Genomic DNA, 24,142 nt, shown 5'->3' on the forward strand with positions numbered 1-24,142 from the left:
GGTTGTACATTGTTTTTGGTGTTTTTAAAGTTTCTAAAGGGTACTACATACAGGCCGGTAAGCCTGTACAAACACCTGCACACCAGGGCGGTGGCAGTCTGCCTTTCTGTTTACCGTTATGCCGTGGTCAAAGGCATAACGGTAACAAAAAGGGCCTTGTCAGTGCAAGACTTCTATAAAGCATACTATTTACTTAAAAACAGGAAGAGTTACCGGAAACAAAATAGGCGTGGAACTCGACTTACCGATTTGAGGTACTGGCATACCTTACCATGATAAGTGAGCCCACGCCCGGGTCGTGAGCTATAATCACTTATGTCTCATGGTAACGAAAAGTGCCAGTTTTCAAATCGAGACTTTAAGCGAATAGCTTCTAATATTTTCTTTTAGAAGAGTCGCAAATATATTTTATTTGAATGATATAAAATAACTTGTTTAGTTGGATAGCTAAAATTTAGGTTATAAAACATCAATACATATCAAATGTACTTCTATTTTCTTTAAAACACAAATATGTGTCTGTTTATTTTTTGTAAATAGGGCATATTTATGATATGGAGGATAATGAAGGAATAACAATTTTAAGAATTATAGGCAAGAAGGTTAAGACTTTCAGAGAAATGAAAAATATGTCTCAACATGATTTATCCGTAGAAGCCGATATTCCCAAAAATCAAGTAGGACGAATCGAAAGGGCGGAAATAAATACATCTATTCTAACACTTTTTAAGATAGCTAAGGCATTAGAAGTTGATATAAATAAAATTATAGGGGAGTAACCAAAAAGGGCCTTGTCAGTACAAGACTTCTATAAAGCACACTACTTACTTAAAAAACAGGAAGAGTTACCGGAAACAAAATAGGCGTGGAACTCGACTTACCACATAAGAGGTGCTGGCATACCGTGCAATGATAAGTGAGCCCACGCCCGGGTCGTGAGCTATAATCACTTATAATCTCATTGCTGTGAAAAGTGCCAGTTTTCAAATCGAGATTTTAAGCGAATAGCTTCTAATATTTTCTTTTAGAAGAGTCGCGAATATATTGAATTTATGCTTTTGGGCATAAAAGCATTCAAATATAGAAATAAAATCTAAATGTTATAAGATCTTGTAATATTTTATTCGTTAATAATTAGTGTTTTTGTATAAAGTCTTTTTATTATGAAAGAACAAATGAAGAGAAACTTAATAATCTTTGGACAGTTTGTTCGTAAACTTAGGAAACAATCCAAGTTAAGTCAAGATGATGTTGTTAGTAATAGCAATAAGTTAACAAAAGCTACTATTAGTGATATCGAAAATGGGAAAAGGAATCTCTCTTTCACTACTTTGTTAGATTTAGCCAAAGGAATGAAGAAACAACCTAAGGATCTGTTAGATACTTATTTTGATTTAAATGGGTAATCTATTTTTTGTTACACCCATCTTTATTTATTTCAATTAGTTGTATCTGTTATTTACACAAATATAATAAATTAAATACGGGAATATTTCCGCATACATTTATTCAGCTTTCACTTTATTTGTTTTAATGGAATATAAAGCTGCAATATACGCCTATATAGAAAAGTTATGGAAGGAGTCTAAAATGTCTAAAAGACAATTTGCCTTAAAGTATAATATTGATGAGAGAACGTTAAGAGACATCCTTAATAACAATAGTACTTATCAAATTTCTTTACCAACGATCTATCGTATTTGTGAAGTTAGGAATATTATGGTTTCGGAGTTTTTTTCTGCTGTAGAGGATGAATTTCCTGAGGTAAAGATGAAGAAATAAACCGGGTTTAACGGTTCTGTTAATGTATCGGCCCGGGGCTTCGGTACACCTGTCTTATATTTTGATGCATCAAAATATAGGACAGGCACTCAGCCACCGCTGTGTCGTTGTTGTAATAAAGCTTGTCTATACCCAAGACGGGGCAAAGGCGGCCGGGCTTCGGTACACCATTCACTGCGTTCCGGAACTCAGCCCGCTTTGTTGAGTTCTTTTAAGTTAAATGACAACGACGGGGTAAAGGTGGCTGCGTGTTTCGGCTACGTTGGAATGTACCGAAGCCCCGAGGTTTTTTAAGATTTTTTTAATACTACACCGTATAATTTTTTTATATATTGTACTCAGGTTTAGTTGTTTATATGGCACAAAAACACACAAACCGCCTGATCCTTACATGAACGTTATATGCGGTAATCTCCCTTTCGGAGATACCCCAAGGCACATCTTCATGACACGATGTAGTACCGTCCTCATAACTTCCGGACGGGTATCCGTTTAACTTTAAATTTTTCAATTATGAAATCGACCTATGAAACCGGCCACGCCAAAAACGTGGCCAATCTGAGTAAGCTTATCACGCAGATCGAGCTTTACGACAAGTACGATCCGCCTGTAGAAGCATTGACCGTAGAGAACCTCACTACACTCCGCGACGAAGCGCGGCAGCGCATAGAAGAGGTCGAGGCCCGAAGAGCAGAAAACAAGAATGCCATTCATCGCCGGCAGGATCTGTACCGCGAGCTCAATCCGCTTTGTACCCGGGTGGTCAACCACCTCGATATTCTGGGGCTGAGCAGTGGTGCACAAGACCGTGCCCGTGCGCTCAACAAGCGTATACAGGGTAGTGCAACCGCCAAAAAAGTGGTTATGGAAGACGGCGAAGACGGTATGGAAGAAACTACCGTAGGGATATCCACTTCCCGCCAGTCGTTTACGCAGCGAGCAGAACATTTTTCGCAATTGCTCACGCTTATTCGTACCGTAGACAACTATGAGCCCAACGAGGACGACCTCAAGATGGAGAACCTCGATAACCTCCTGGCGGAGATGAACAATGCTACTGCCGCAGTAGACCAGACCGAAGCAGCGCTAAACAAAGCCCTGCGTCTCCGCAACGAAGTACTTTATGCCAGAAACACCGGGGTGTACGACAGGGCAATGCATGTTAAAAAATACGTGCGCTCGGTCTATGGCAGTACTTCCGACCAGCATTCCCGCGTATCGGGGATACTTTTTACCATGATAAGCAAGTAGGCTTTATGGTAGGGTGCTATCGTACCGGTAGTACCGTATGTTTACTTTCCCGCTAACAACCCAACCAGAATATTGTTTTTTGTACTCCCGGCCTTAGGTAAGGAACAGGAGCTAAAGGTTTGTACCTGTACACTACACGGGTTACTACCGTATGCTCCGTATGCCATACCTGCAGGCCGGGAGTTTTGTACATCTACTCCCATACCTTATATCCGTAGCCATTTTCATGGCTTTTCTTTCTTTAGATCATAGTTTCGTGCCTGGTTCCGATATTCTTGCTCCTGTGCGGAATATTGTAGGGCCTGCGTCCGATATTCTTGCTCCTGCGTGGAATATTGTAGGGGCTGCGTCCAATATTCTTGCTCCTGCGTGGAATATTGTAGGGCCTGTGTCCGATATTCTTGCTCCTGCGTGGAATATTGTAGGGGCTGCGTCCGATATTCTTGCTCCTGTGTGGAATATTGTAGGGGCTGCGTCCGATATTCTTGCTCCTGTGTGGAGTATTGTAGGGCCTGTGTGCACTATGCTTGTGCCTGTAGCGGTGCGGACACCATTTTTACAGGTTTCCGGATAATATGCCCTGGCATTGCGGCGATCAGGGGCGTCAAAACATACGTTCCATAATTACAAAATCGTGCCCGTCTTTAGAAAAGGTGATATCGGTTTTGGTAAAACCGTATCTGGAGTAGAACGCCGAAGCGCTTATACGGGCATTGCACCAAAGGCGGGTAGCATTTCTGCACCTGCAGAGATCGATAATATAGGTAAGCAGGGCAGTGCCATACCCTTTGCCCTGTTCTGCACTTTCCGTAGCAAACTTGCGAAACTGATAGTGGCCGTTTTCGCCTTCAAAGAGCGAAATTACAGCGATGAGACGGTCATCGGGCAGGAAAAGGCCAAAGTGTATACCTTCCCGGTCCTGCGGTAAGATGACGCTTTCCGGCGACATCTCCGGATACATCACCCGGTGGCGGATGGGCCAGGTACGCGATCCGGATATTTTTCTGATATAAAAGTTGGGTGTGTCCATTACAAGTCGCTGCAAAGATAATAAGGATATACCTTGATGTTATGAACTTTCCGGCCGGTAGGGCACAGAAAACCAAACAAAGATATATCCTTATCCCGTATAAAACCCCATATTATTCTATGCCTTACCGGCTCCCGGTAGCCACAGGTGGGGAAAATGGCTAAAAAGCGTAGTTAATTCCCACCCCGAGAATCTGTTTGAGCTGCAAACGAGGGCCATAAGCCAATGTCTCGTTTTCGTTGATCTGCAGTTCGCGGGTTTTTACATCGTTATCATAGATAATATGCGCCCCTATATTGGCCTTAACATATTCGTTTACCACAAGGTTAAGCATAAGTTCCCAGTTGACATCTACATTACCAAAATCGTTAAGATAGTCTGTATATAGGGTTACTCTGTTCATCATCGTGATATTCTTGTAGATATCCGTTTCCCACTGGCTGTTAATGAGAAAACCGAGCTCCGTACGGGTTTGTTTCCCTTCGCGGATAATGTTTCCGGCACTGTCATACAAGGCCTTTTGCACCCCGAATGCCCCGGTATTGGCCAGGTCCTGGTCCATTACGTACGTAGCTTTTTGTGTTAAAGGCGAGAAATATGCCGTTAGTTTTTTGTCCGTAGGCGAATATTCCGCACCGACCCCCAGGAATAAGTAACCCGGTGCCATGAATTTGGAGATAGGGTTGTCCCTGTCCGGATATTTATAACCGTTGGTAAACTGGGTCTTAAAGGTAAATTTGGCCGAGTAGTACCAGTCCGATTTTGGCCGTGTCCGGTAACCGAAAGTACTGTTGAGTTCTATCGCATCGTCCGATTTTCGCAGTTTCTGATCTTCCTGGGCGTTGAGTCCGTACCGTAAGATCAATTCGTTGTTCCAGCTTACATTGCCTCTTTTATACCAGCGAACAAAGTTGGCCGATGATATCCCGGAGATCGCATTGTTACCCCCGGCATTCCAGTTAGAGAAAGCCACCTGGCTGAGTATCACCCCCATTTCGTTTTTCTTGCTCCAATAGGTCACAGGAGCAGGGGGCGGTGGCACAATACTCTTTAACCTTCGTATTCTGGCCCTGGAAGAATCCTTGGGGATGTAAGTAGGCAGGGAATGCACACCATAAGACGAAGGGTTAATGGGTGTGAGGAATTCCTGTGCCTCAAGAGAATACATACAAAAAACAGCTGCAATTAAGACGATGATCTTTCTCATTGTTAAAACAAGGTTTATATTTAGATTAGTATTCCCGGTACCATTAAACAACGATAGAAAATACCACATGCAATATCCAGGTGCATAACGGTGGCTGCACCCTCTATATTGCGGGCAGATGTCTGCGTATTGCGACACCACTTTCCGCTGTGTAATGAAAAACCGGCCCGGTTAGTTTTATTTATATGATAATATAATGACATTATAATGCTTGCTCGTTCTCGTATCGGGGAGTTTTCCGTATGGTTTTCCCTTTTTACAAACGGCTAATATATAAAATTCAATGCTTTACAATAATTCCGTAATCGTACGGGCGATGCTTTCGGGGCTTATATGAGCCAGTTCCTGCAACTCCGCTACCTTGCCTTGTGCTGCAAAACTGTCGGGTATGCCAAGGCACGTTATCTTGTTTTTGTACCCGTTTGCCGCCGCAAATTCCAGCACCGCACTACCGAAGCCCCCGGCAATGCATCCGTCTTCCACGGTAATTAACGTGCTAAACCGCCCTAATATTTTATGGAGCAGCAATTCGTCCAGCGGTTTTACAAATTGCATGTCGTAATGCGCTACTTTATCTTTCTGATCCTCAGTGAGTAAATCTATGGCCGGTGCCATGTTCCGGGCAATACTTCCTATCGTTAAAACCGCTATATCCTGTCCGTCCCGGACCATTTTTCCTTTTCCTATGGGTACGTTGGCAAAAGGCAATTGCCAGTTGGGGGTAATGCCCCGGCCTCTCGGATAACGTATGGCTATAGGGTGGGGCAGGCCGAGCTGTGCCGTGTACATTATATTTCTCAGGTCGGTTTCGCTGGCCGGAGCGTAGATAATAAGATTGGGAATGCAGCGCAGGTAAGCCAGATCAAAAACCCCGTGGTGTGTGGCGCCGTCTTCGCCGACCAGGCCCGCACGATCGAGACAGAAAATAACCGGGAGGTCCTGTAGGGCCACATCGTGTATCACCTGGTCATAGGCCCGTTGCAGAAATGTAGAATATATGGTACAGAAAGGTACCAGTCCCTGTGTAGCCATACCCGCTGCCAGGGTTACCGCATGCTGTTCGGCAATACCCACATCAAAAGCCCTGTCCGGGATGGCATCCATCATAAATTTTAATGAACTTCCCGTGGGCATGGCCGGGGTAATCCCTACGATATGAGGATTTTTCCGGGCCAGTTCTACCAGCGTATGGCCAAAAACGTCCTGGTATTTGGGTGGTTCTTTGTCTTTTACGGGCTTTACCAGGATTTCTCCCGTAATTTTGTCGAATTTTCCCGGGGCGTGGTAGCGCACCTGGTCTTCCTCTGCTTTTTGCAGGCCTTTGCCCTTGGTGGTAATAATATGTAGAAACTTTGGTCCTTTCATGGCCTTCAGGCGAGAGAGTTCCCGGAGCAGGGCCCGAAAATCATGGCCGTCTACAGGACCTGTATAATCGAAGTTGAGCGCCCTGATAATATTGTTGCGTGCCAGCTTGCGGTTTTTCTTTACCTGCGTCAGGTATTCCTTAACAGCGCCCACGCTCGGGTCTATGCCTATGGCATTATCATTAAGTACGATGAGCAGGTTGGCATCCGTGACCCCTGCATGGTTAAGGGCCTCAAAAGCCATACCGCTGGCTATAGAAGCATCGCCGATAACGGCAATGTGCTGTTTTTCCGTATCCCCTTGCAGCCCCGAAGCAATGGCCATACCCAGGGCTGCAGAGATGGAGGTAGACGAATGGCCCGTACCGAAGGTGTCATAAACACTTTCTTCCCGTTTCGGGAAGCCGCTTATACCGCCCAGTTGCCTGTTGGTATGAAAAATTTCTTTTCTACCCGTGAGTATTTTATGTCCGTAAGCCTGGTGTCCTACATCCCATACCAGCTGGTCGTGCGGTGTGTTAAAGATGTAATGCAGGGCAATGGTCAATTCTACCACACCGAGACTTGCACCCAGGTGCCCTTCTTTTACAGAAACAATATCTATAATAAAATCGCGGAGCTCCGCCGCCAGTTGGGGCAGTTCTTCCGGCGCCAGGCGGCGGAGGTCTTCGGGGTAGGTAATATGGTCTAACAGTTTTTTTGCCATAACGACACAAAAGTACGAGATGCGTTTGTATTTTTGCGGATATGACAGCTACTTTTGACGATGTTTATTTTATGAAAAAAGCACTTCTGGAAGCAGAAGCCGCTTATGAGAAAGGCGAAGTTCCGGTAGGTGCCGTAATTGTTGTAGACAACCGCACCATAGCCAAAGGGCACAACCTCACCGAGACCCTTACCGATGTCACAGCGCATGCCGAGATGCAGGCCATTACTGCGGCATCCGGTTTTCTGGGAGGAAAATATCTCAAAGGATGTACCCTGTATGTTACCCTGGAACCCTGCCAGATGTGTGCCGGGGCGCTCTACTGGAGCCAGATATCGCGTGTGGTCTTTGCTGCTCCCGACCTGCACCGGGGATATCGTGCCATGGGGGCTTCCCTGCATCCCAAAACCGAGGTGGTTAGGGGAATTATGGAGGAAGAAGCTGCAACTCTGCTGAAACTTTTTTTTAAAGCAAAAAGGAGTTGATACCTTTTATATACGGTAATAGCCTGTACTTCGGAGAGCTTTTTTAAGATATGGTCTCCTCATCACGTAACCGTAAGTTTTTTTGATCGGCTGTTTTCAACAGTACGGCCAGCATCTCGGTAGGGACAAATGGTTTGTTGAGAATGTCATAGATACCCATGTCGGCCAGGCGTTGGCGTACATCTTTCATAATGTCTGCCGTAAAAATAACGATATGGATATCCGGATGCTCTTTTTTGATGATTGCCGAAAGCGCGTACCCGTCTATATCCGGCATATGAAGGTCTATCAGTGCGATGTCGTATGTTCGGGTGCGGAGAAATTCCAGGGCTTCACTGCCATGACAGGCATAATCGGAGTGTATACCAAAATATTCCAGCTGTTTTCTTGCTACCATGGCATTGACCTTGTTATCCTCTACAAAAAGCAGACGTATATACGAAAGCTTATTGGCATATCGGGATAACTCTTTCGGCGTTATTTTTGCCGGAGTTTTATCCGAGGGGAGCTCCAGCATGAGGTCAAAGGAGAAACGTGTGCCTTTGCCTGGCTGGCTCTGTACGAAGATCTCGCTGTTGTGCAGTGCCAAAAGCTTTTTGGTAATGGTAAGCCCCAGTCCCGTACCCGAGTGTTTGCGGTAGGCTTCCTGTTGTATCTGCCGGAAGCTTTCGAAAATAGTCTGTTCCATTTTTTTAGGAATGCCCAGCCCCGTGTCTTTGATCGAAAAATGTATGATAACATGTGTCGGCGTGGCCGACAGCATACGCAGGGTAACCGATACCCGGCCCTTATCTGTAAACTTTATGGCATTGCTGACCAGGTTATTTAAGATCTGGCTTATGCGTATGGAGTCGCCCAGTATCCTGTGCGGGATATTGCGGTCTATACGCGATAACAGTTTTATGCCCTTGGCATCTGCCAGCGACTGAAACTGGTTTTTGATATGTGCAATGAGTTCCGGGAGGTCCATCTCCGATTGTACCAGTTCCAGCTTATCGCTCTCGATCTTGTTGAGGTCGAGAATATCATTGATGAGCTGTAACAGATGGTCTGCCGAGAACATCAGGTTATCTATAAACTCCTTTTGCTCCGGCGTATGATTGAGTTTGAGCAGATTGGTAATCCCGATAATGCCGTTTAGCGGCGTACGTATTTCATGGCTCATGACCGACAGAAAATCGTTCTGTGCCCGGGCTGCTTTTTCTGCGATTTCCTTGGCTGCCGTGAGGGCCAGTTCGTTCTCTTTTTTGCGGGTAATGTCCATAATAGCCCCCCGAAGCATATATACCTTATTGTCCTTTAGCACTGGAAACCCGATAGACCGTACCCATTTTTGTTTCCCGGAAACGGTCCGGATACGAAAGACGATGTTCCTCATGGCTTTTTTGCGGATCATTTCCTTGAAAGCATTTTTCACATAGGCCTGGTCCTCTTCTATAATATACCGGAAAAGATCCCGGTGAGACATTTTGTCGATGTCTTTCTTGGGGATTTCCAGGATCTCGTGGTGTTGCCTGGTCCAGAAAGTTTCACCGGTCTCCAGGTTGTTTTCCCATCCCCCGGTTTTGCTCAGTCCCTGGCTGGTATCGAGAATCAGGTTACTGCGTTCCAGGTTTTTCTGTGTTTGCTTCAGGATCAGTTCTGTTTCTTTCTGCTGCGTAATATCGAGCACTACCCCACGCAGTACAGTCACCCTTCCTTCGTGTAGCATAGGCCTGGCAATGGCACGTATCCATTTGCGGGACCCGTCGGGCATGTGTATAGGGCAGGTTACGTCGTAGGGCTTTTGGTCCTGCAGGCATTGTAAGGCTTTTTCTTTGAAAATGCCCGCACCTCTTTCCTCAAAAAGTTCCCAAAGGCTTTGGCAATCCATTTTGTCAGTGTCCGAAGGCGATAGCCCGAAGATGGTATGGGTCTGCTTGGTCCAGATGATCGCCCCGGTTTCTACATTATTCTCCCACCCGCCTATTTTACTGAGTTCCTGACTGAAGTCGAACAACAGGTTGTTGTGCTCCAGCTTTTCCTTTTCGGCCTTAAGCGCAGCAATATATTTGGTCCTTTCCGTAATATCCTGGATAACGACCGCCATTTTATAGTGTTCCGGGCGGGGGTCTTCGTTAATAGGCGTAATTTTGGCCTTAAACCATTGGTCTATTTCCGGGTTGATGTGTTGGTATTCAAGCGAAATGGTCTTTCCGGTTTGCATCACCTTTTGCAGATAGTCGGTAAAGAACCCGGCTTTATCCCCGAAAACATCTTCCGGTTTACGTCCTATCAGTTTCTTTTTAGGCAAAAACAATAAATTATTGTCACGTGCCCATACACTGCGAAAGACCATGTTCCCGTCTACTTCAAGAATAATATCTTCCAGTGAAGAGATCAGGGAGTCGAGATGTTTTTTCAGTTCATTCTGCCTGCTCTCCATACGACTTTTGGCGAGGTTCACACGGTGAAAAACAACCAGACTGGCAAATGCAGAGATGAGAGGAGAGAGAAGTTCTGCTACGGTGTTGTCGTAGCCTTCAGGGTTTCCGGAAAGTATGAGGATGCCCTGGGTTTGCTGTTTTAACCTGGCCGGGATACCTATCCAAGGTAATGCTCCGGAGGAGTCCTCAATATCCGGAAGTTCTCCCGTACAAATGTCCTTCTTTCGGAGCACTTGTGTTATGACAGGAGCAAATACATGGGGTCCGGAAGAGGAGATCGTTACATGATCTGTGATAATATCTGCATGTTCCGGGTCAGATGTGAGGGAACGTACCGTGGGGCTACCCCTGTTTTCTGCCGGTATAACCTCCCCGATGAAACCCGAGGTGCTTCCCGTCAGCGTTATAATATCGTCCAGAAAAGTACGGAACTGATTATTTGGAGAATTACCCTGTAAAAAACCATCCTGAAATTGTTTGAGAACAGCACATAGCGCTTTTTGTTTTTCGATATGTGACTCTGCAAGCCTGTGTGTGGTAATATCCTGGATATACATTACAAAATAGGAAATATTTTGGTCCTCAGGGGTTACAGGGGCCATGTTGGCCTGCAGAAAGCGAAGCCCTTTTTTGCTATGGTTTATCCGGAAGGTAAACGTCGTTTTCTTCCGGTCTCTGATAGCTTGCTCTGTAAAAAGGTCAATAGTAGCGATGTCTTCAGGAAGAACGATCTGCATCCATGATTTTCCTGCCGATGCTTCTGGTGATAATCCGGAAATTGTTGTCCAGGACAAATTACTGAAAAAGCAATATCCCCGATGATCTATCTGAAAAGCCCCCATAGGAGAAGCTTGTAATAGCTCCTGTATTTGCCGGGATGGAGAAGGGGTGTGTTGTAAACTCATAGAGTCCCTCTGGTTTTAAGGGGCGTTCGCATCTGCCAGCCGGGGGGATGTACTGAACAGCGGATCGCGTTAGGTTGAAAAGAATAAAATTGCACAATCACAGAATGAAGCTTTTTGCGGGGGTAAGATCAGGGGCTTCATATTGCGATGTTTTACCAGGGCAATTTAAGTGTATATTCTCAATATAGGTGTTTTTTTAACTCATGTCAATACAAAATTAAGTAAAAAGATGGGCTTAGAGGGCGTTATGGATACAAAATATTAATGATAACCCTATGAAAATCACATATTGGGTGTTTTGTGGAGGGGCAATGAGGGGAGAAATGACAGGTTTAAGGAAAACCAGCAGTTCCGGATAGGTAATACCGGGACATAAAAAAAGCGCTTACCGGAGAGTAAGCGCCTGAATCGTTCAAAATAAAATATATATTATCCGATTACCTGCACTTGTGCGGCAACCATGCCTTTTCTTCCTTCTTGTTCAACATATTCTACTTTGTCTCCGTCTTTTAGCTCAACACCTTTTAATCCTGTTACGTGTACAAAAATGTCTCTGCCTGTTTCGTCGTTGGTAATGAATCCGTAACCTTTAGACTCATTAAAAAATTTAACTGTTCCTGTCATTATGAATTATAAATAAAATTTAGGTAACAAATGTAGGATTTATATGAATGCGAAAGGTTAAATAATTGTTTTTTCTTAAAAAAAAATTATTGATTTTCAGCATTTTTCTGGGCAGATCCGTCCTGGAAGAGCCGGAATTCGCGTATACTTCTGCCTTTGTAACGGTGTATAAGAAACAGGGGCATAAGCACGAAAGTCAGGGCCAGTACGGCAAAACCAATGATGCGGTGCCCAAGGGCCGGGTCCGATTTCCAGATAAAAAAGTATCCGGTGCCAAGAGCGGCAAGAATGATAAAAAACAGGATTCGGATAAGCAGTTTCATACCGGACGGGGTATTATGTTTTTTGTTAATTCCTACAAATATACGGTTTTATTATGCGATGCGTATGGTTTTAAGGCCACTTTAACGGGTGGTGAAAGAAATAAGCTTCCTCCGGTAGGCCGTCAGTAATTTGGATTTGGAGATAAAACCGATGTAGGCATTGTCCTTGATAACCGGCAGATTCCAGGCTCCGCTATCCTGGAATTTTTGCATGACCTCGGTCATTTTGTCTTTCTCGAGGTGAATAACCGCAGGCGGATCGTGCATGACTTCAGATGCCGAGACCTCCTGGTACAGTGACTGGTCGAACATAATAGGGCGGATGTCATCGAGCAATAATACACCGGCCAGTGAATTGTCTTTTTCGTTGAGTACCGGGAAAATATTCCGGTTAGATTTTACCACGGCCTTGTGTACAATATCGCCCAGCTTCATATCCGGGTAAACCGGGACGAAGTTGGTTTCGATAACCTTATCTATATCCATAAGGGTAAGGATGGCCTGGTCCTTATTGTGCGTAATGAGTTCACCTTTCCGGGCAAGTTCCATGGTATATACGGAATGTGAGATAAAGTATTTGGTTATGGAAAAGGAGATCGCCGAAGTGATCATCAGAGGAATAAACAGTTCGTAGCCTCCCGTGAGTTCGGCAATGAGGAATATCGCAGTGAGCGGTGCATGCAGTACACCTGCCATAAGACCGGCCATACCGACAAGAGTAAAATTACTTTCGGAAACTACATGGTTACTCAGGCCGAGTACATTGATGATCTTGGCTACACAATTCCCCATAATACTTCCCATGAACAGGGTAGGCGCAAAAATACCACCCACACCACCGGCACCAAAGGTGAGGCAACTGGCGATAACCTTAAAAAATACAAGCCCTGCAAGCAACGCTATGACGATCCACACATTGTTCAGTTCCAGATTGAAAAAATTATTGACCAGGGCTTTTTCGGGGTTTCCCTTGATGAGATTGTTGATCACATCAAAACCCTCCCCGTACAGTGGCGGAATAAAAAATACGAGGACACCGATACCCAGTCCCCCGATAATGAGTTTCCGTACCGGTGACTTGATCTGGTCGAAAAAATTATGGGTCTTGTGGTAGACTTTGGCAAAGTATATGGAAACCAGTCCGGCTACAGCTCCGAGAATAATAAAAAACGGAACATCGCGAATGGCAAAACCTTCGACAATCTTAAACGGCAGTAAACTGTCCGAACCGAAAAAGAAATAAGAAGTGATAATAGCCGATATGGAAGCCAGAAGCAGCGGAAGCATGGAAGCCAGGGTAAGGTCCAGGCTAAAAACTTCTATGGCAAAAATAATAGCAGCAATCGGGGCTTTGAAAATAGAGGATAAAGCACCTGCCGCAGCACATCCTATAAGGAGGGTACGGTTGGCCTGGTTCATGTGAAACAGGCGGGCAATATTAGAACTGATGGCCGATCCGGTAGCTACGGTAGGTCCTTCCAGCCCCACGGAACCTCCGAAACCCACAGTGATCGGTGCCGTGAGTATCGACCCTACCATCTGGAACTGCTTCATGATCCCCTTCCGTTTGGATATGGCGTATAAAGTAGACGGAATACCATGGCTCACAGGATGCCTTATCACATATTTCATAATGAGATAGGTAAGTGTAAGTCCTATGATGGGAAATATAAAATAAAAGGCATGATGATAGTACTGTACCAGGTTACCTTCCAGCAGGTGCTGAATAAAGTGGGTGAAGTTTTTCAATATCACGGCACCCACACCCGAAGTAAAACCAACGAGCACACTCAATATAAAAATAAACTGACGCTGTGAGATATGCTTGGCACGCCATATCAAAAACCTGGTGAGTAGTGATCTTTCCTGTTTAGGCATTTTATCTTGTTCCACCCAATGAAGACTTAAACATTAATATTCCGTTACAATGTGCCTGTTAGACAAAAGAGAGCGCAAAATTAAAAACATTAACCCGGTTATTCCAAGTTTTTTACGTTTTTTAAAAGGGACAAAAAATCCCGGCTGGTAAACCACTGGCCGGGATAGCATTTTAAAACGATAGTTTAGGGCAATTCTTGCAATGCGTCTTGCCCGGTTTCTTGTACTTTTTACAGCACTTTTTCTTTTTTTTCTTCTTTTTATCGCCGCATGAGATCTGGCATAGCGTAGCGATACGGACTTCATTAAAGTATGGCCCCCCGGCATCTTCTGTATAATACTGCATTTACTCCTCTAAAAGAAATCTTTACGGTACAAAGATACTACAAAAACCCGTACTCTCGTATTTCCGGTTTCCCGATCAGGATTTGACAACCAGGTGAAGCTCATCGAGCTGTTCCTGGTCTATCGTGGCAGGAGCATTGATCATTACATCTCTTCCGGCGTTGTTTTTCGGGAAAGCGATGAAATCGCGTATAATTTCCTGTCCCCCGAGTATAGCAACCAGGCGGTCAAACCCAAAAGCAATACCGGCATGTGGGGGTGCTCCGTACTGGAAAGCATTCATCAGGAACCCAAACTGAGCTTCGGCCTGTTCTTTTGTAAAGCCGAGCAGTTCGAACATCCGGGCCTGCAGGGCCGAGTCGTGAATACGCACAGAACCTCCGCCGATCTCGTTACCGTTAAGGACAAGGTCGTACGCATTGGCCCGGACGTTTCCGGGGTCGGTATCGAGTAGTGCGATGTCTTCGGGTTTCGGAGAAGTAAAAGGGTGGTGCATGGCATGATAACGTGCCGTATCTTCGTCCCACTCCAGTAACGGGAAATCGACAACCCATAGCGGGGCAAACTCATCGGCTTTACGCAAACCGAGCCTTTCGGCCATTTCCATACGCAGGGCACTGAGTTGCGTCCTGGTCTTGTCTGCTCCTCCGGCCATGACCAGGATCAGGTCTCCCGGACTGGCGCCGGTAGCCGATGCCCATTGTGCCAGGTCTTTTTCGGAGTAAAACTTATCTACCGACGATTTCAGCGTGCCGTCTGTATTGTATTTTACCCATACCAGTCCGTTAGCGCCGATCTGTGGTCGTTTTACCCAGTCTATGATAGCGTCGATCTGCTTTCTGGTGTATTCCGAGGCCCCCGGAACGGCAATCCCGACAATAAGTTCCTGCGCATCAAAAACATTAAATCCTTTGCCTTTGGCCACATCGTTGAGTTCGCCAAACTCCATCCCGAAACGGATGTCCGGTTTGTCATTTCCATATTTGCGCATGGCATCGGCATAGGTCATTCTCGGAAACGTATCTACGCTGACACCTTTGATCTCTTTGAGCAGGTGCGTGGTAAGTTTTTCGAAAATCCCGAGGATATCTTCCTGCTCTACAAATGTCATTTCGCAGTCTATCTGTGTAAATTCGGGTTGTCTGTCGGCCCTGAGGTCCTCATCCCGAAAACACTTAACGATCTGAAAATACCGGTCCATACCACCGACCATAAGCAATTGCTTGAAGGTTTGCGGCGATTGCGGAAGGGCGTAAAACTGTCCTTCGTTCATACGTGAAGGCACAACAAAATCCCGCGCCCCCTCCGGAGTGGATTTTATGAGGTAAGGAGTTTCCACCTCTATAAAGCCTTGCTGCGAAAGATAATTCCGTACCTGCATGGCTACCTGGTGGCGAAAAATGAGCTTGTCCTTTACAGGATTACGCCTGATGTCCAGGTAACGGTATTTCATACGAATGTCTTCCCCGCCATCCGTGTTGTCCTCTATGGTAAAAGGAGGGAGGGTCGCCGTGTTGAGCACATGGAGGTCGGTAACCAGGATCTCAATGTCCCCGGTAGGGATATTCTTGTTTTTGGATTCTCTTTCGATCACGGTTCCGGTAACCTGGATAACAAATTCCCTTCCGAGTGTTTTGGCCTTTTCAAAGACGTTTTGCGGAGTGCGCTCTTCGTCAAAAATAAGTTGCGTTATGCCATAACGGTCGCGGATATCTATCCATATCATAAACCCTTTATCACGCGTTTTCTGAACCCACCCGGCAAGGGTTACTTCATGGCCTGTATGAGAATGTCGCAGTTCTCCGCAAGTATGACTTCTGTACATTGTATGTTGTTAATTTAGGTATCCGTATTTGTTATCGGAAATGGCTTTGATTTATCCCTGTTAATTACAGGGTTCTACTGTTTTTTCTGTCATTCGGGCCCGTTATAAGCAGATGGACCGTCATCTGAGATGCAAATGTAAGAAGATATATGATTTTGTGAAGCCGGGGAAAGGCTTTTTTAGTAAATGCGAAAGTCACTGTGCTATACAAATACATGAACACAGGAAAACTGATTTTAGCAAATCCCGGAGATGGACCCTCTTTGTTATATGTTTCTTTATGAGTTGTTTATAATTTTAATGTTAATTTAATGTTATGTAAATGTTTCATTAATGTAAAATATTGATTATATTTGTTATAACGAGGTTAAGAGATAAATCATTTAAAAAACTACACTATGAAAAATATAGCACTAATAGCAGCCCTGTTGGTTTCCGGGTTTATGTTTGCCCAGCAAACGGAAGTGAAGCCTGTTCTGGAAAAAGAAGGAAATCTGGTGAAAGCAACCTATTTTCACGATAACGGAAAAATAGCACAGACCGGATATTACAAAGACGGTAAGCCGCATGGCAATTGGAAAGCTTTTAACGAAGAGGGAGAGAAGATCGCTGCAGGAACTTACGATCAGGGGAAAAAGGTTGGAAAGTGGTTTTTCTGGACTCCTGATAACCTGAATGAAGTGAATTTTGAAAACAGTGAGATCGTGAGTGTTACCAAATGGAGCGATGCACGCCCTGTGGTATTGAATAAATAATACGTTATTGCCATACTAAGTATATAGTTATTTATGAAGAAAGAGACTGGCCGGAACTCCGACCAGTCTCTTTTTTATGAAACAGATCACTCTTTTACTACCGATCGTATCGCCCCGTCCGGAATTTATGGAAATATCCGGGTTTAACCATTAAAGAAGGCTGCCTTTTAGGGGCAGCCTTCGGTGTTATCATGATGTATATGTGCTATGTCAGTGTAATGTCGGGACTGTCGGGTACGCTGCTATCATCGCCGTCCGTGTGGTCATTCCCGGATTTCCCATTGCGGTTTCTGATCCACATTTTAAGGAGGGTAACCAGGTAGAATGTAACCGGAACAATAACCAGGGTGAGGAACGTGGCAAAGGTAAGACCGAAAATTACGGTCCATGCCAGCGGCCCCCAGAAAATTACGTTATCTCCCCCGACGTATATTTTAGGATCCCATTCGGAAAACAGGGAGAAGAAATCGATATTGAGTCCTATAGCCAGTGGAACAAGTCCGAGTACAGTAGTGATCGCAGTAAGGATAACCGGGCGTAAACGCGATTTCCCTGCGGTGACTATGGCTTCGGTCAGGTCTTCTTTTGTTAGCATACTGTCCTCGTCCATACCGAGTGCTTCTTTCCTGCGGTCTATGAGAAGCTGGGTGTAATCCAGCAGAACGACCCCGTTATTTACTACGATACCGGCGAGGGAGATGATCCCCATCATGGTCATAATAATTACGAATGTCATATTGAATATTACCAGGCCAAAAAGTACCCCGATAAAGCTCAGGAAGATGGCCAGCATAATAATCGTAGGTTTGGAGATAGAACCAAACTGGAATATAAGCAGTAACATGATCAGTCCGAGTCCTAAACCAAGCGCCCCCAGCAGGAATTGCATGTTTTCTTCCTGTTCTTCCATTTCTCCTGTAAAGGAGTAGGAAATATCCTTTTCGGGCAGGCTGAAGTTTTTCAGTTCCGATTTAAGCTGCGTAACGATCTCGTTGGCATTATACCCCGGGAGTACGGCGGAATACACGGTAACCAGACGTTTCTGGTCACGGTGTTTGATGGCACTGAACGACGCGGTGTTTCTTTGTGTAACCACGGCTGCAATGGGTATCTCCTTCAACTGCCCGGTAGCGGCATCGCGGAATGTTATTTTCTGGTTGAAAAGCGCACTCGTGTTATACCTGTTCTCTTCGTTAAAGCGCACATTGATGTCATAATCTTCACCGGCTTTCTTGTAGACCCCCGCTTTTTCTCCGAAAAGGGCCCTTCGGATCTGGGTACCTACCTGTCCGGCAGAAACGCCGAGCTCACCGGCTTTTTCCCGGTCTACCTTAACTTCCATCACCGGTTTGTTACGGTTAACGTCGATCTTGAGTTCTTCTACACCAGCGATATTGATGTCGTTGATAAAATCGCGCATGTGTTCGGCGGTTTCTACCAGTTCGTCATAGTTTTCGCCCTTAATCTCGATGTTGATAGGGTAACCCGCAGGCGGGCCTACGGCATCTTTCTCCACGGAAATAATCACTCCCGGATATTTTCCGGCCAGTTGTTCCTGTACGTGTTTACGCAGTTCTTCACTGTCTTGTCCGCGACGGTATTTAAATTCTCTCAGGGTCACTGTGATCTTCCCCTTGTGGGGCATCTCTGCAGAAGAACCGCCATCTGTCTGCGGATTTCCGGCACCTTCACCTACCTGGGACACCGCAGATTCTACCATGTAGTTGTAGCCGTCATCTATAAATTTAGGATCATTAAGGACGCTATACACATCCTGTTCTATCTTTTTGGTAACCGTATTGGTCTTTTCGATATCGGTGCCCTGGGGATACTCGATATATACAATGATCTGGTTGGGTTTGTTGTCCGGGAAAAATTCTACTTTAGGGCTGGCTACGCCAACCAGTATGAAAGACACGAACAGCATAATTACGGTACCTCCCAGGAAAATATACGGCCACCGTCCTTTCAGTGCGAAAGCCAGGGAAGCTTTGTATTTTTCTTCCAGCCACACCAGGAATGTCCGCTGAAAACGATTGGCGAGTCCTTTGATGAGGTATTTATAGGTCCAGAACATGACAACCGTAAAGATCATCAGGGTACCGATACCCCTGGCACTTCCACCTATAAACATCAGGGGTATGCCTATAATGCCGAGAACAAGGGTAAGTCTGATAAGTTCTTTTCTGGTCAGTACCCGGTTGGTGATTTCCATAAAGTTGGAAACCAGCATGGAGTTCATGAATATCGCCACAAACAGGGACGACCCCAGGACGATAGAGAGCGTCATCGGGAAGTAAATCATAAATTTCCCCATCACCCCGGGCCACATTCCGAGTGGTATAAAGGCTGCCACAGTCGTGGCCGTAGACACGATAATGGGAAGAGCGATCTCGCCTATACCCTTTTTGGCAGCTTCTACACGGCTCATGCCTTCTTCGTCCATAAGACGATAAACATTTTCTACCAGTACGATACCGTTATCTACCAGCATTCCCAGTCCCATAACCAGGGCAAAGAGCACCATGGTATTCATGGTAAAGCCCAGCATCTGTGCAATCATAAACGACATGAGCATGGACATCGGGATGGCAAACCCTACGAAAAGCGCATTCCGGAACCCTAAAAAGAACATAAGTACCCCAACAACCAGGATGACCCCGAAAATAATGTTGTTAACCAGATCATCTACCTGGTTGAGGGTCTGTGTAGACTGGTCGTTGGTGATAGAAAGCTTTACATCCTTGGGAAGATAATCATCCTGGGTTTGCTTAACGATTTTATAAATACCTTCGGTAGCATCGATAAGGTTTTTCCCGGCACGTTTTTTAACATCGAGCATGACTACGTTTTCCCCGAATTCCCGGGCGTAGGTGGTCTTGTCTTCTTCTTTAAAAGATACATCGGCAATATCCTTGAGATACACGGCTCCTTCATCGGATTTGACTACAAAATTTAAGAGCTCCTTAGGATTTTCAATCTCCCCGAGAACCCGTATGGTCCTTCGCTGCCCGCTGGAGATCAGGTTGCCCCCCGAAATGGTGGCGTTACCTCCGCTGATGGCATTGATAACATTGTCGAAGCTTACTTTTGCCGCTGTCATCTTATAAATGTCTACGGCAACTTCCACCTCTTTGTCCTGAGCCCCGCGGATGTCAGCTTGTTTGATTTCCTGGAGAGTCTCTATTTCGTCTTGCAGGTATTCGGCAAAATCCTTGAGCTTTTCTACCGGGTAATCTCCTTTGATGTTAACATTGAGTATCGGGACTTCCTCAGAGAAGTTGAGATCAAACACATTAGGCTCTACTTTGGCACCGTTGAATGTGGGCCAGTCTTCATCGGCTTTTTCCGAGTCTACCTTGTCTTTTACCTTTTGTTTGGCCACATCTACGGAGATGTCTTCGTCAAACTCTACGGTAATTATCGAATAATCTTCCTGTGAAGTAGACGTGATCTCTACGACATTACTGACATTGCGAAGTTCCTTTTCGAGTGGGTCGGTAATCAGTTTTTCAATATCCTCGGCAGTGTTTCCCGGATATACGGAACTGATGTATATTTTGGTTTCTTTAACCTCGGGAAAACTTTCCCTTGGCATATTGTAATATGCCGATAGTCCTGCGAAAAATATGATACCGATAACAACATATATAATAGTTCTGTTGTTGATCGCCCATGAGGACATGGCAAATTCCTTGTTGTTGTTTTTGTCATCCATTTGGTCTGCACGTTTCTACCCGGAGTTCAGGTAAGGTTTCTTTTTGGATATATTATGGGTATGCCGCCGTACTCCTGTGCGGTACAACCTGCTTTTGCAGCGCTGTATTCAGGAACACCGGAAGCCTGCTATTTTTCTGCAATGATCTTTACCACCTGTCCTTCTTCTACGCTTCTTGCACCTTCTTTGATAATATGATCACCGGGAGAAAGGCCATCCAGTATTTCGATAATATCGCCTTGGGTTTTGCCCGGGGTAACGATGACCCTTTTGGCAATGCCTTCGCTATCTTTTCCGTTTTTCTCGGCGACATAGACATATTGCTCCCCTTTGGCGTTTTCTGAAAGAAGGCTCTGGGGGATAAGAATAGCGTCCTTTTTAAAGTAATCGTAAACCTTGAGCTTGGCGGTAAGGTTGGGTTTTACATCCCCGTCTGTGTCGGGCACATCAACTTCGATCTTAAAGGAACGGTTGTTGGGATTGATGTAATTTCCGGCCTGCCTTACTTTGGAGGAAACAGTCTTGTCCAGAACAGGAAAATCGATCTGTACTTCAGTGCCTTTGGAAACACTCGGCAGGTACTTCTCCGGAACTTCGGCTTCGATATACATGTTTTTGAGGCTGACAATACGCATCAGGGGATTTCCGGGAGCCACCACAGAGCCCTGGTCGGTAATAATGTCGTCAATGGTACCGGCAAAAGGTGCTGTGACCCGTGTTTTCTGGATCTGATCCTTGAGCTGGGCAATAGCTCTTTCCTGGGCTTCATGAGAAGTTTTGGCGTCCAGGAACTGTATTTCCGACCCGATGTTCTGATCCCAAAGTCGTTTTTGCCGCTCGTAAGTGGTCTTGGCAAGGCTGGCCTGCACTTCGGCCTGGGCCAGTTGTTGTGAAAGCCCGCCATCATCGATTTTGGCAAGAAGCTGTCCCTTTTGAACATCCTGTCCTTCTTTGACATATACTTCGGTGAGGATACCGCTGTATTCGGCATTGATAACAATGTTCTGTTTGGTGTTGACATTACCCTGCACTTCGATATAATGATTAAAAAGCGTGTCCTTAACGCGCATCGTAGATACCAATGCGAGTTTGTGAAGCGTATCCAGCTTGGATATGGCTTCGTCCAGTTGTGACAACCGGGCAGAGAGTTCGTCTCTTTGCTGTACGATCTCGCTCCGTTTGGATTTCATCTCGTTGAGCGAACCGCTTTCGATGATTTTATCTACGGATTTGTTTCCGCCTCCGCCCCCGCAGGAGGTTAGAAATGCAATGCCTAAAACGGTTATATATAATTTTTTCATAATTACTTTTTTGAGTGTCTCTGTATGTTTGTTTATTCGTTAGCGTTATGCAGGACCATTTCGAGTTCGGTCTTGTTGTTTATGATATCCAGCATCGATTGCAGGTATTCCTGCTGTGCAGTATAGAGCTGGGTCTGCGCCTGTCTGAGGTCGAAACTGGTAGACATCCCTTCGGTGAACTTTATCCGGTTTTTACGCTCAATGCGTTCTGCCAGTTCCAGGCTCCTCTTCCTGGTCTGGTATTGTTCCAGAGAGAACTGGTAGTTGCTTTTGGCCTGCCTTATTTCGAGCTGTAGTTGTTGTTCCGTTTCTTTAAGGTCATTTTTGGCTTTTTCCAGTTCTATTTTCATACGTTGTGTCGCTGCGCTTCTTCCCAGTGAACTGAATACCGGTACGTTCAGGCTCAGGCCTATCATGGAATTCCCGAACCATTCCTGTTCGCGCTTAAAGAAATTAAAGTCATTACCAAAACCGAGATATCCACCGTTGATATAAGCGTCCAGCGTAGGCAGTCCCTTACTTTTCTCATTCTTCAGTAATAATTCCTGCGACTTGGTGTTGATGCTGGCAATCTTAAAATCGATGTTGTTTTCCATATCAAAGGTCTCTTCCATCAGACCGGGAACCGTATTCTTTACGGCCAGGTCATCCAAGTCGTCCGTGAGAGTAAGTTCGGCTTCTATGGGAGCACCGATCGTAACATTGAGCATTTTATAAGCAATATCCCGCAGGCGAAGACTGTTCTGAAGATCACTTTCTACACCGGCAAGGGTAATCTGTAGCTGTTCTACACTTTCCTCTTCGGCAAGTCCGTTCTCGAAAGTTTTCTGAGTTTCAAAAACATTCTTCTCAAGGATATCCTTGTTCTTTTCGAGGATTTCTATGTTCTCTTCGGTAAGTAATACGTTGCCATACGCATTGATTACGGATTTTTTTACTTCGAGATCGGTCTTCTTTTTGGTATTCTTGGAGATCTCCAAAAACACTTTGGCCGATTGCAACCCCACGATATACGAACCGTCGAATATTTTCTGTCTCAATGTGGCCAGTGCGTTGACGTTGTGCTTGGTTCCGAAGATAACTTCTTCGAAAGTTCCGGGTTCTCCTCCAAAGATCTCGGCCGGGATCAGGGAAACCTGTTGCTTCAGGTTGTTCTGGTACTCTCCCGATATACTGATTTGAGGAAGACCGGTAGACGTGGCTTCCCATTTTTGTTTTTTAGCTATTTCAATATCTTTCTCCGCATTAATGGCGGTCCGGTTGTTCTCCAGGGCAAAAGCTATGGCTTCTTCCAGGGAAAAGCTCCGTTTTTCCTGTGCCGTGACACCTGCCGAAAGGAGGAGAATGAGCAGTGGGAAGATGTGTTTCATAAGAGGTATTGTCTTTTTATTGTTTTGTAATAAGTTTTATGGTGTTCTGTTCACAGCCCGATGGCAGACGGTGGCATCATCGAACTTTTATTTCTGTCCTTAACCAGGATGTCGCTGAGCGTATCGATACCCTTGGGGGTAGCTATGGCTCTTATATGATATTCCAGGAATACATTCATCAGGTACGGAACCGGATAAATGTGCTGATCGTAAAACTCCTTTTCCTTGAGTCCTGTTACCCCGTTGTGATATATCCTGGAGATGATTACAGGATTTATATCGGCCCGGTAATATCCCCGCTCGATACCTTTCCTGAGATTGTCGATCAGGCAGCCGTCCATCATTTCAAATCTTTCCTTACGGAGCGTCTCGTAAATCTTCGGATAATACTTTTCTAACTGGTAAACAGGCGATGTCTTTTCGTTTTTCAGCCGTCGGAGTATGATCTTCCGGGCCTCGAACATCTCCTCGATAGGATTGAGGTTCCAGCTTTCGACTTCTTCGATATCTTTAGATATGGTGTCGAGGATAGTGTTGCAGGAATGTGCGACAAGGTCAGATTTATTCCTGAAAAACTGGTAGACAGTCTTTTTTGATATTCCCATTTCATTGGAGATATCATCCATAGTAACGCTCTTGAAACCTATGTTCAGGAACATCTCTGTTGCTTTTTCTGTGATTTTTTCCTTCATAATTTCGAGGCAAAGATAGGCAAAGAAACTTTTGAAACAATAAAAGTTTCCAAAGTTTTCTGTATCTGAGTCGGAATTTGTTATTCCTGGCAAAATAAAGGCGGCGGGGTGACAACAGTTTGTCAGGAGTATTGGTGTTGTCCCGGAAGAAAATC

Annotated in this window: 19 protein-coding genes; 7 read left to right on the plus strand and 12 right to left on the minus strand. The window is 45.2% G+C overall.

Features of this window, described 5'->3' with window-relative positions; genetic code table 11:
• Nucleotides 1-554 precede the first annotated feature (554 nt).
• From BT112_RS07250 to BT112_RS07275, 5 genes are all read left to right on the plus strand, one after another.
• The gene (locus tag BT112_RS07250) at nucleotides 555-779 is read left to right on the plus strand and encodes a helix-turn-helix domain-containing protein (protein ID WP_072316686.1); all 225 of its coding nucleotides are present in this window, start codon (nucleotides 555-557) and stop codon (nucleotides 777-779) included.
• A gap of 384 nt (nucleotides 780-1,163) precedes the next feature.
• A complete protein-coding gene (locus BT112_RS07255) occupies nucleotides 1,164-1,406 on the plus strand; it encodes a helix-turn-helix domain-containing protein (protein WP_083564827.1) in 243 nt (80 codons plus the stop codon).
• Between the two features lie 127 nt (nucleotides 1,407-1,533).
• Nucleotides 1,534-1,782: a helix-turn-helix domain-containing protein gene (locus tag BT112_RS22195; protein WP_072316687.1), complete on the plus strand. Its 249-nt coding sequence runs from the start codon at nucleotides 1,534-1,536 to the stop codon at nucleotides 1,780-1,782.
• A 513-nt stretch (nucleotides 1,783-2,295) separates the two neighbouring features.
• Complete coding sequence (locus BT112_RS07270) at nucleotides 2,296-3,033, plus strand: hypothetical protein (protein WP_072316689.1); 738 nt, start codon at nucleotides 2,296-2,298, stop codon at nucleotides 3,031-3,033.
• A gap of 160 nt (nucleotides 3,034-3,193) precedes the next feature.
• Nucleotides 3,194-3,607 carry a hypothetical protein gene (locus tag BT112_RS07275; protein WP_139276051.1) on the plus strand — a complete coding sequence of 138 codons (414 nt, stop codon included), beginning with the start codon at nucleotides 3,194-3,196 and terminating at the stop codon, nucleotides 3,605-3,607.
• 30 nt (nucleotides 3,608-3,637) lie between these two features.
• On the opposite strand, the gene BT112_RS07280 is transcribed toward BT112_RS07275, so the two are convergent.
• The 3 genes from BT112_RS07280 to BT112_RS07290 all read right to left on the minus strand — a co-directional run bounded on the left by BT112_RS07280 (nucleotide 3,638) and on the right by BT112_RS07290 (nucleotide 7,340).
• Entirely contained in the window at nucleotides 3,638-4,078 is a 441-nt protein-coding gene (locus BT112_RS07280) for a GNAT family N-acetyltransferase (RefSeq protein ID WP_217652336.1), read from the minus strand.
• Between the two features lie 145 nt (nucleotides 4,079-4,223).
• Nucleotides 4,224-5,270 (minus strand): DUF3078 domain-containing protein, encoded by a 1,047-nt coding sequence (locus BT112_RS07285; RefSeq protein ID WP_083564828.1) that lies wholly within the window; start codon nucleotides 5,268-5,270, stop codon nucleotides 4,224-4,226.
• A 288-nt stretch (nucleotides 5,271-5,558) separates the two neighbouring features.
• The gene (locus tag BT112_RS07290; RefSeq protein ID WP_072316692.1) at nucleotides 5,559-7,340 is read right to left on the minus strand and encodes a 1-deoxy-D-xylulose-5-phosphate synthase; all 1,782 of its coding nucleotides are present in this window, start codon (nucleotides 7,338-7,340) and stop codon (nucleotides 5,559-5,561) included.
• Nucleotides 7,341-7,381: 41 nt separating this feature from the next.
• On the opposite strand from BT112_RS07290, the gene BT112_RS07295 reads away from it, so the two are divergent.
• Nucleotides 7,382-7,825 carry a nucleoside deaminase gene (locus BT112_RS07295; protein ID WP_072316693.1) on the plus strand — a complete coding sequence of 148 codons (444 nt, stop codon included), beginning with the start codon at nucleotides 7,382-7,384 and terminating at the stop codon, nucleotides 7,823-7,825.
• 43 nt (nucleotides 7,826-7,868) lie between these two features.
• Here BT112_RS07295 and BT112_RS07300 read toward each other — a convergent pair whose 3' ends face one another.
• The 5 genes from BT112_RS07300 to aspS form a co-directional block, all read right to left on the minus strand.
• Nucleotides 7,869-11,156 carry a PAS domain S-box protein gene (locus tag BT112_RS07300; RefSeq protein ID WP_072316694.1) on the minus strand — a complete coding sequence of 1,096 codons (3,288 nt, stop codon included), beginning with the start codon at nucleotides 11,154-11,156 and terminating at the stop codon, nucleotides 7,869-7,871.
• Nucleotides 11,157-11,585: 429 nt separating this feature from the next.
• On the minus strand, nucleotides 11,586-11,780 hold the full coding sequence (locus tag BT112_RS07305; RefSeq protein WP_072316695.1) for a cold-shock protein: 195 nt from the start codon (nucleotides 11,778-11,780) through the stop codon (nucleotides 11,586-11,588).
• Between the two features lie 86 nt (nucleotides 11,781-11,866).
• Nucleotides 11,867-12,103 carry a hypothetical protein gene (locus tag BT112_RS07310; RefSeq protein ID WP_072316696.1) on the minus strand — a complete coding sequence of 79 codons (237 nt, stop codon included), beginning with the start codon at nucleotides 12,101-12,103 and terminating at the stop codon, nucleotides 11,867-11,869.
• A gap of 81 nt (nucleotides 12,104-12,184) precedes the next feature.
• Nucleotides 12,185-13,981 carry a chloride channel protein gene (locus tag BT112_RS07315; protein WP_083564829.1) on the minus strand — a complete coding sequence of 599 codons (1,797 nt, stop codon included), beginning with the start codon at nucleotides 13,979-13,981 and terminating at the stop codon, nucleotides 12,185-12,187.
• Between the two features lie 421 nt (nucleotides 13,982-14,402).
• Complete coding sequence (aspS, locus tag BT112_RS07320; RefSeq protein WP_072316698.1) at nucleotides 14,403-16,151, minus strand: aspartate--tRNA ligase; 1,749 nt, start codon at nucleotides 16,149-16,151, stop codon at nucleotides 14,403-14,405.
• A gap of 398 nt (nucleotides 16,152-16,549) precedes the next feature.
• On the opposite strand from aspS, the gene BT112_RS07325 reads away from it, so the two are divergent.
• Entirely contained in the window at nucleotides 16,550-16,906 is a 357-nt protein-coding gene (locus tag BT112_RS07325; protein WP_072316699.1) for a toxin-antitoxin system YwqK family antitoxin, read from the plus strand.
• A gap of 205 nt (nucleotides 16,907-17,111) precedes the next feature.
• Here the strand turns inward: BT112_RS07325 and BT112_RS07330 are convergent, their stop codons facing one another.
• From BT112_RS07330 to BT112_RS07345, 4 genes are all read right to left on the minus strand, one after another.
• Nucleotides 17,112-20,624, minus strand: a complete 3,513-nt coding sequence (locus BT112_RS07330; protein WP_072316700.1) for an efflux RND transporter permease subunit — start codon at nucleotides 20,622-20,624, stop codon at nucleotides 17,112-17,114.
• A gap of 128 nt (nucleotides 20,625-20,752) precedes the next feature.
• A complete protein-coding gene (locus BT112_RS07335; RefSeq protein ID WP_072316701.1) occupies nucleotides 20,753-21,925 on the minus strand; it encodes an efflux RND transporter periplasmic adaptor subunit in 1,173 nt (390 codons plus the stop codon).
• A 32-nt stretch (nucleotides 21,926-21,957) separates the two neighbouring features.
• The gene (locus BT112_RS07340; RefSeq protein ID WP_072316702.1) at nucleotides 21,958-23,295 is read right to left on the minus strand and encodes a TolC family protein; all 1,338 of its coding nucleotides are present in this window, start codon (nucleotides 23,293-23,295) and stop codon (nucleotides 21,958-21,960) included.
• 50 nt (nucleotides 23,296-23,345) lie between these two features.
• Complete coding sequence (locus BT112_RS07345) at nucleotides 23,346-23,987, minus strand: TetR/AcrR family transcriptional regulator (protein ID WP_072316703.1); 642 nt, start codon at nucleotides 23,985-23,987, stop codon at nucleotides 23,346-23,348.
• Nucleotides 23,988-24,142: the final 155 nt, after the last annotated feature.

It is taken from the genome of Sinomicrobium oceani (assembly GCF_900119185.1).
Lineage (GTDB): Bacteria > Bacteroidota > Bacteroidia > Flavobacteriales > Flavobacteriaceae > Sinomicrobium > Sinomicrobium oceani.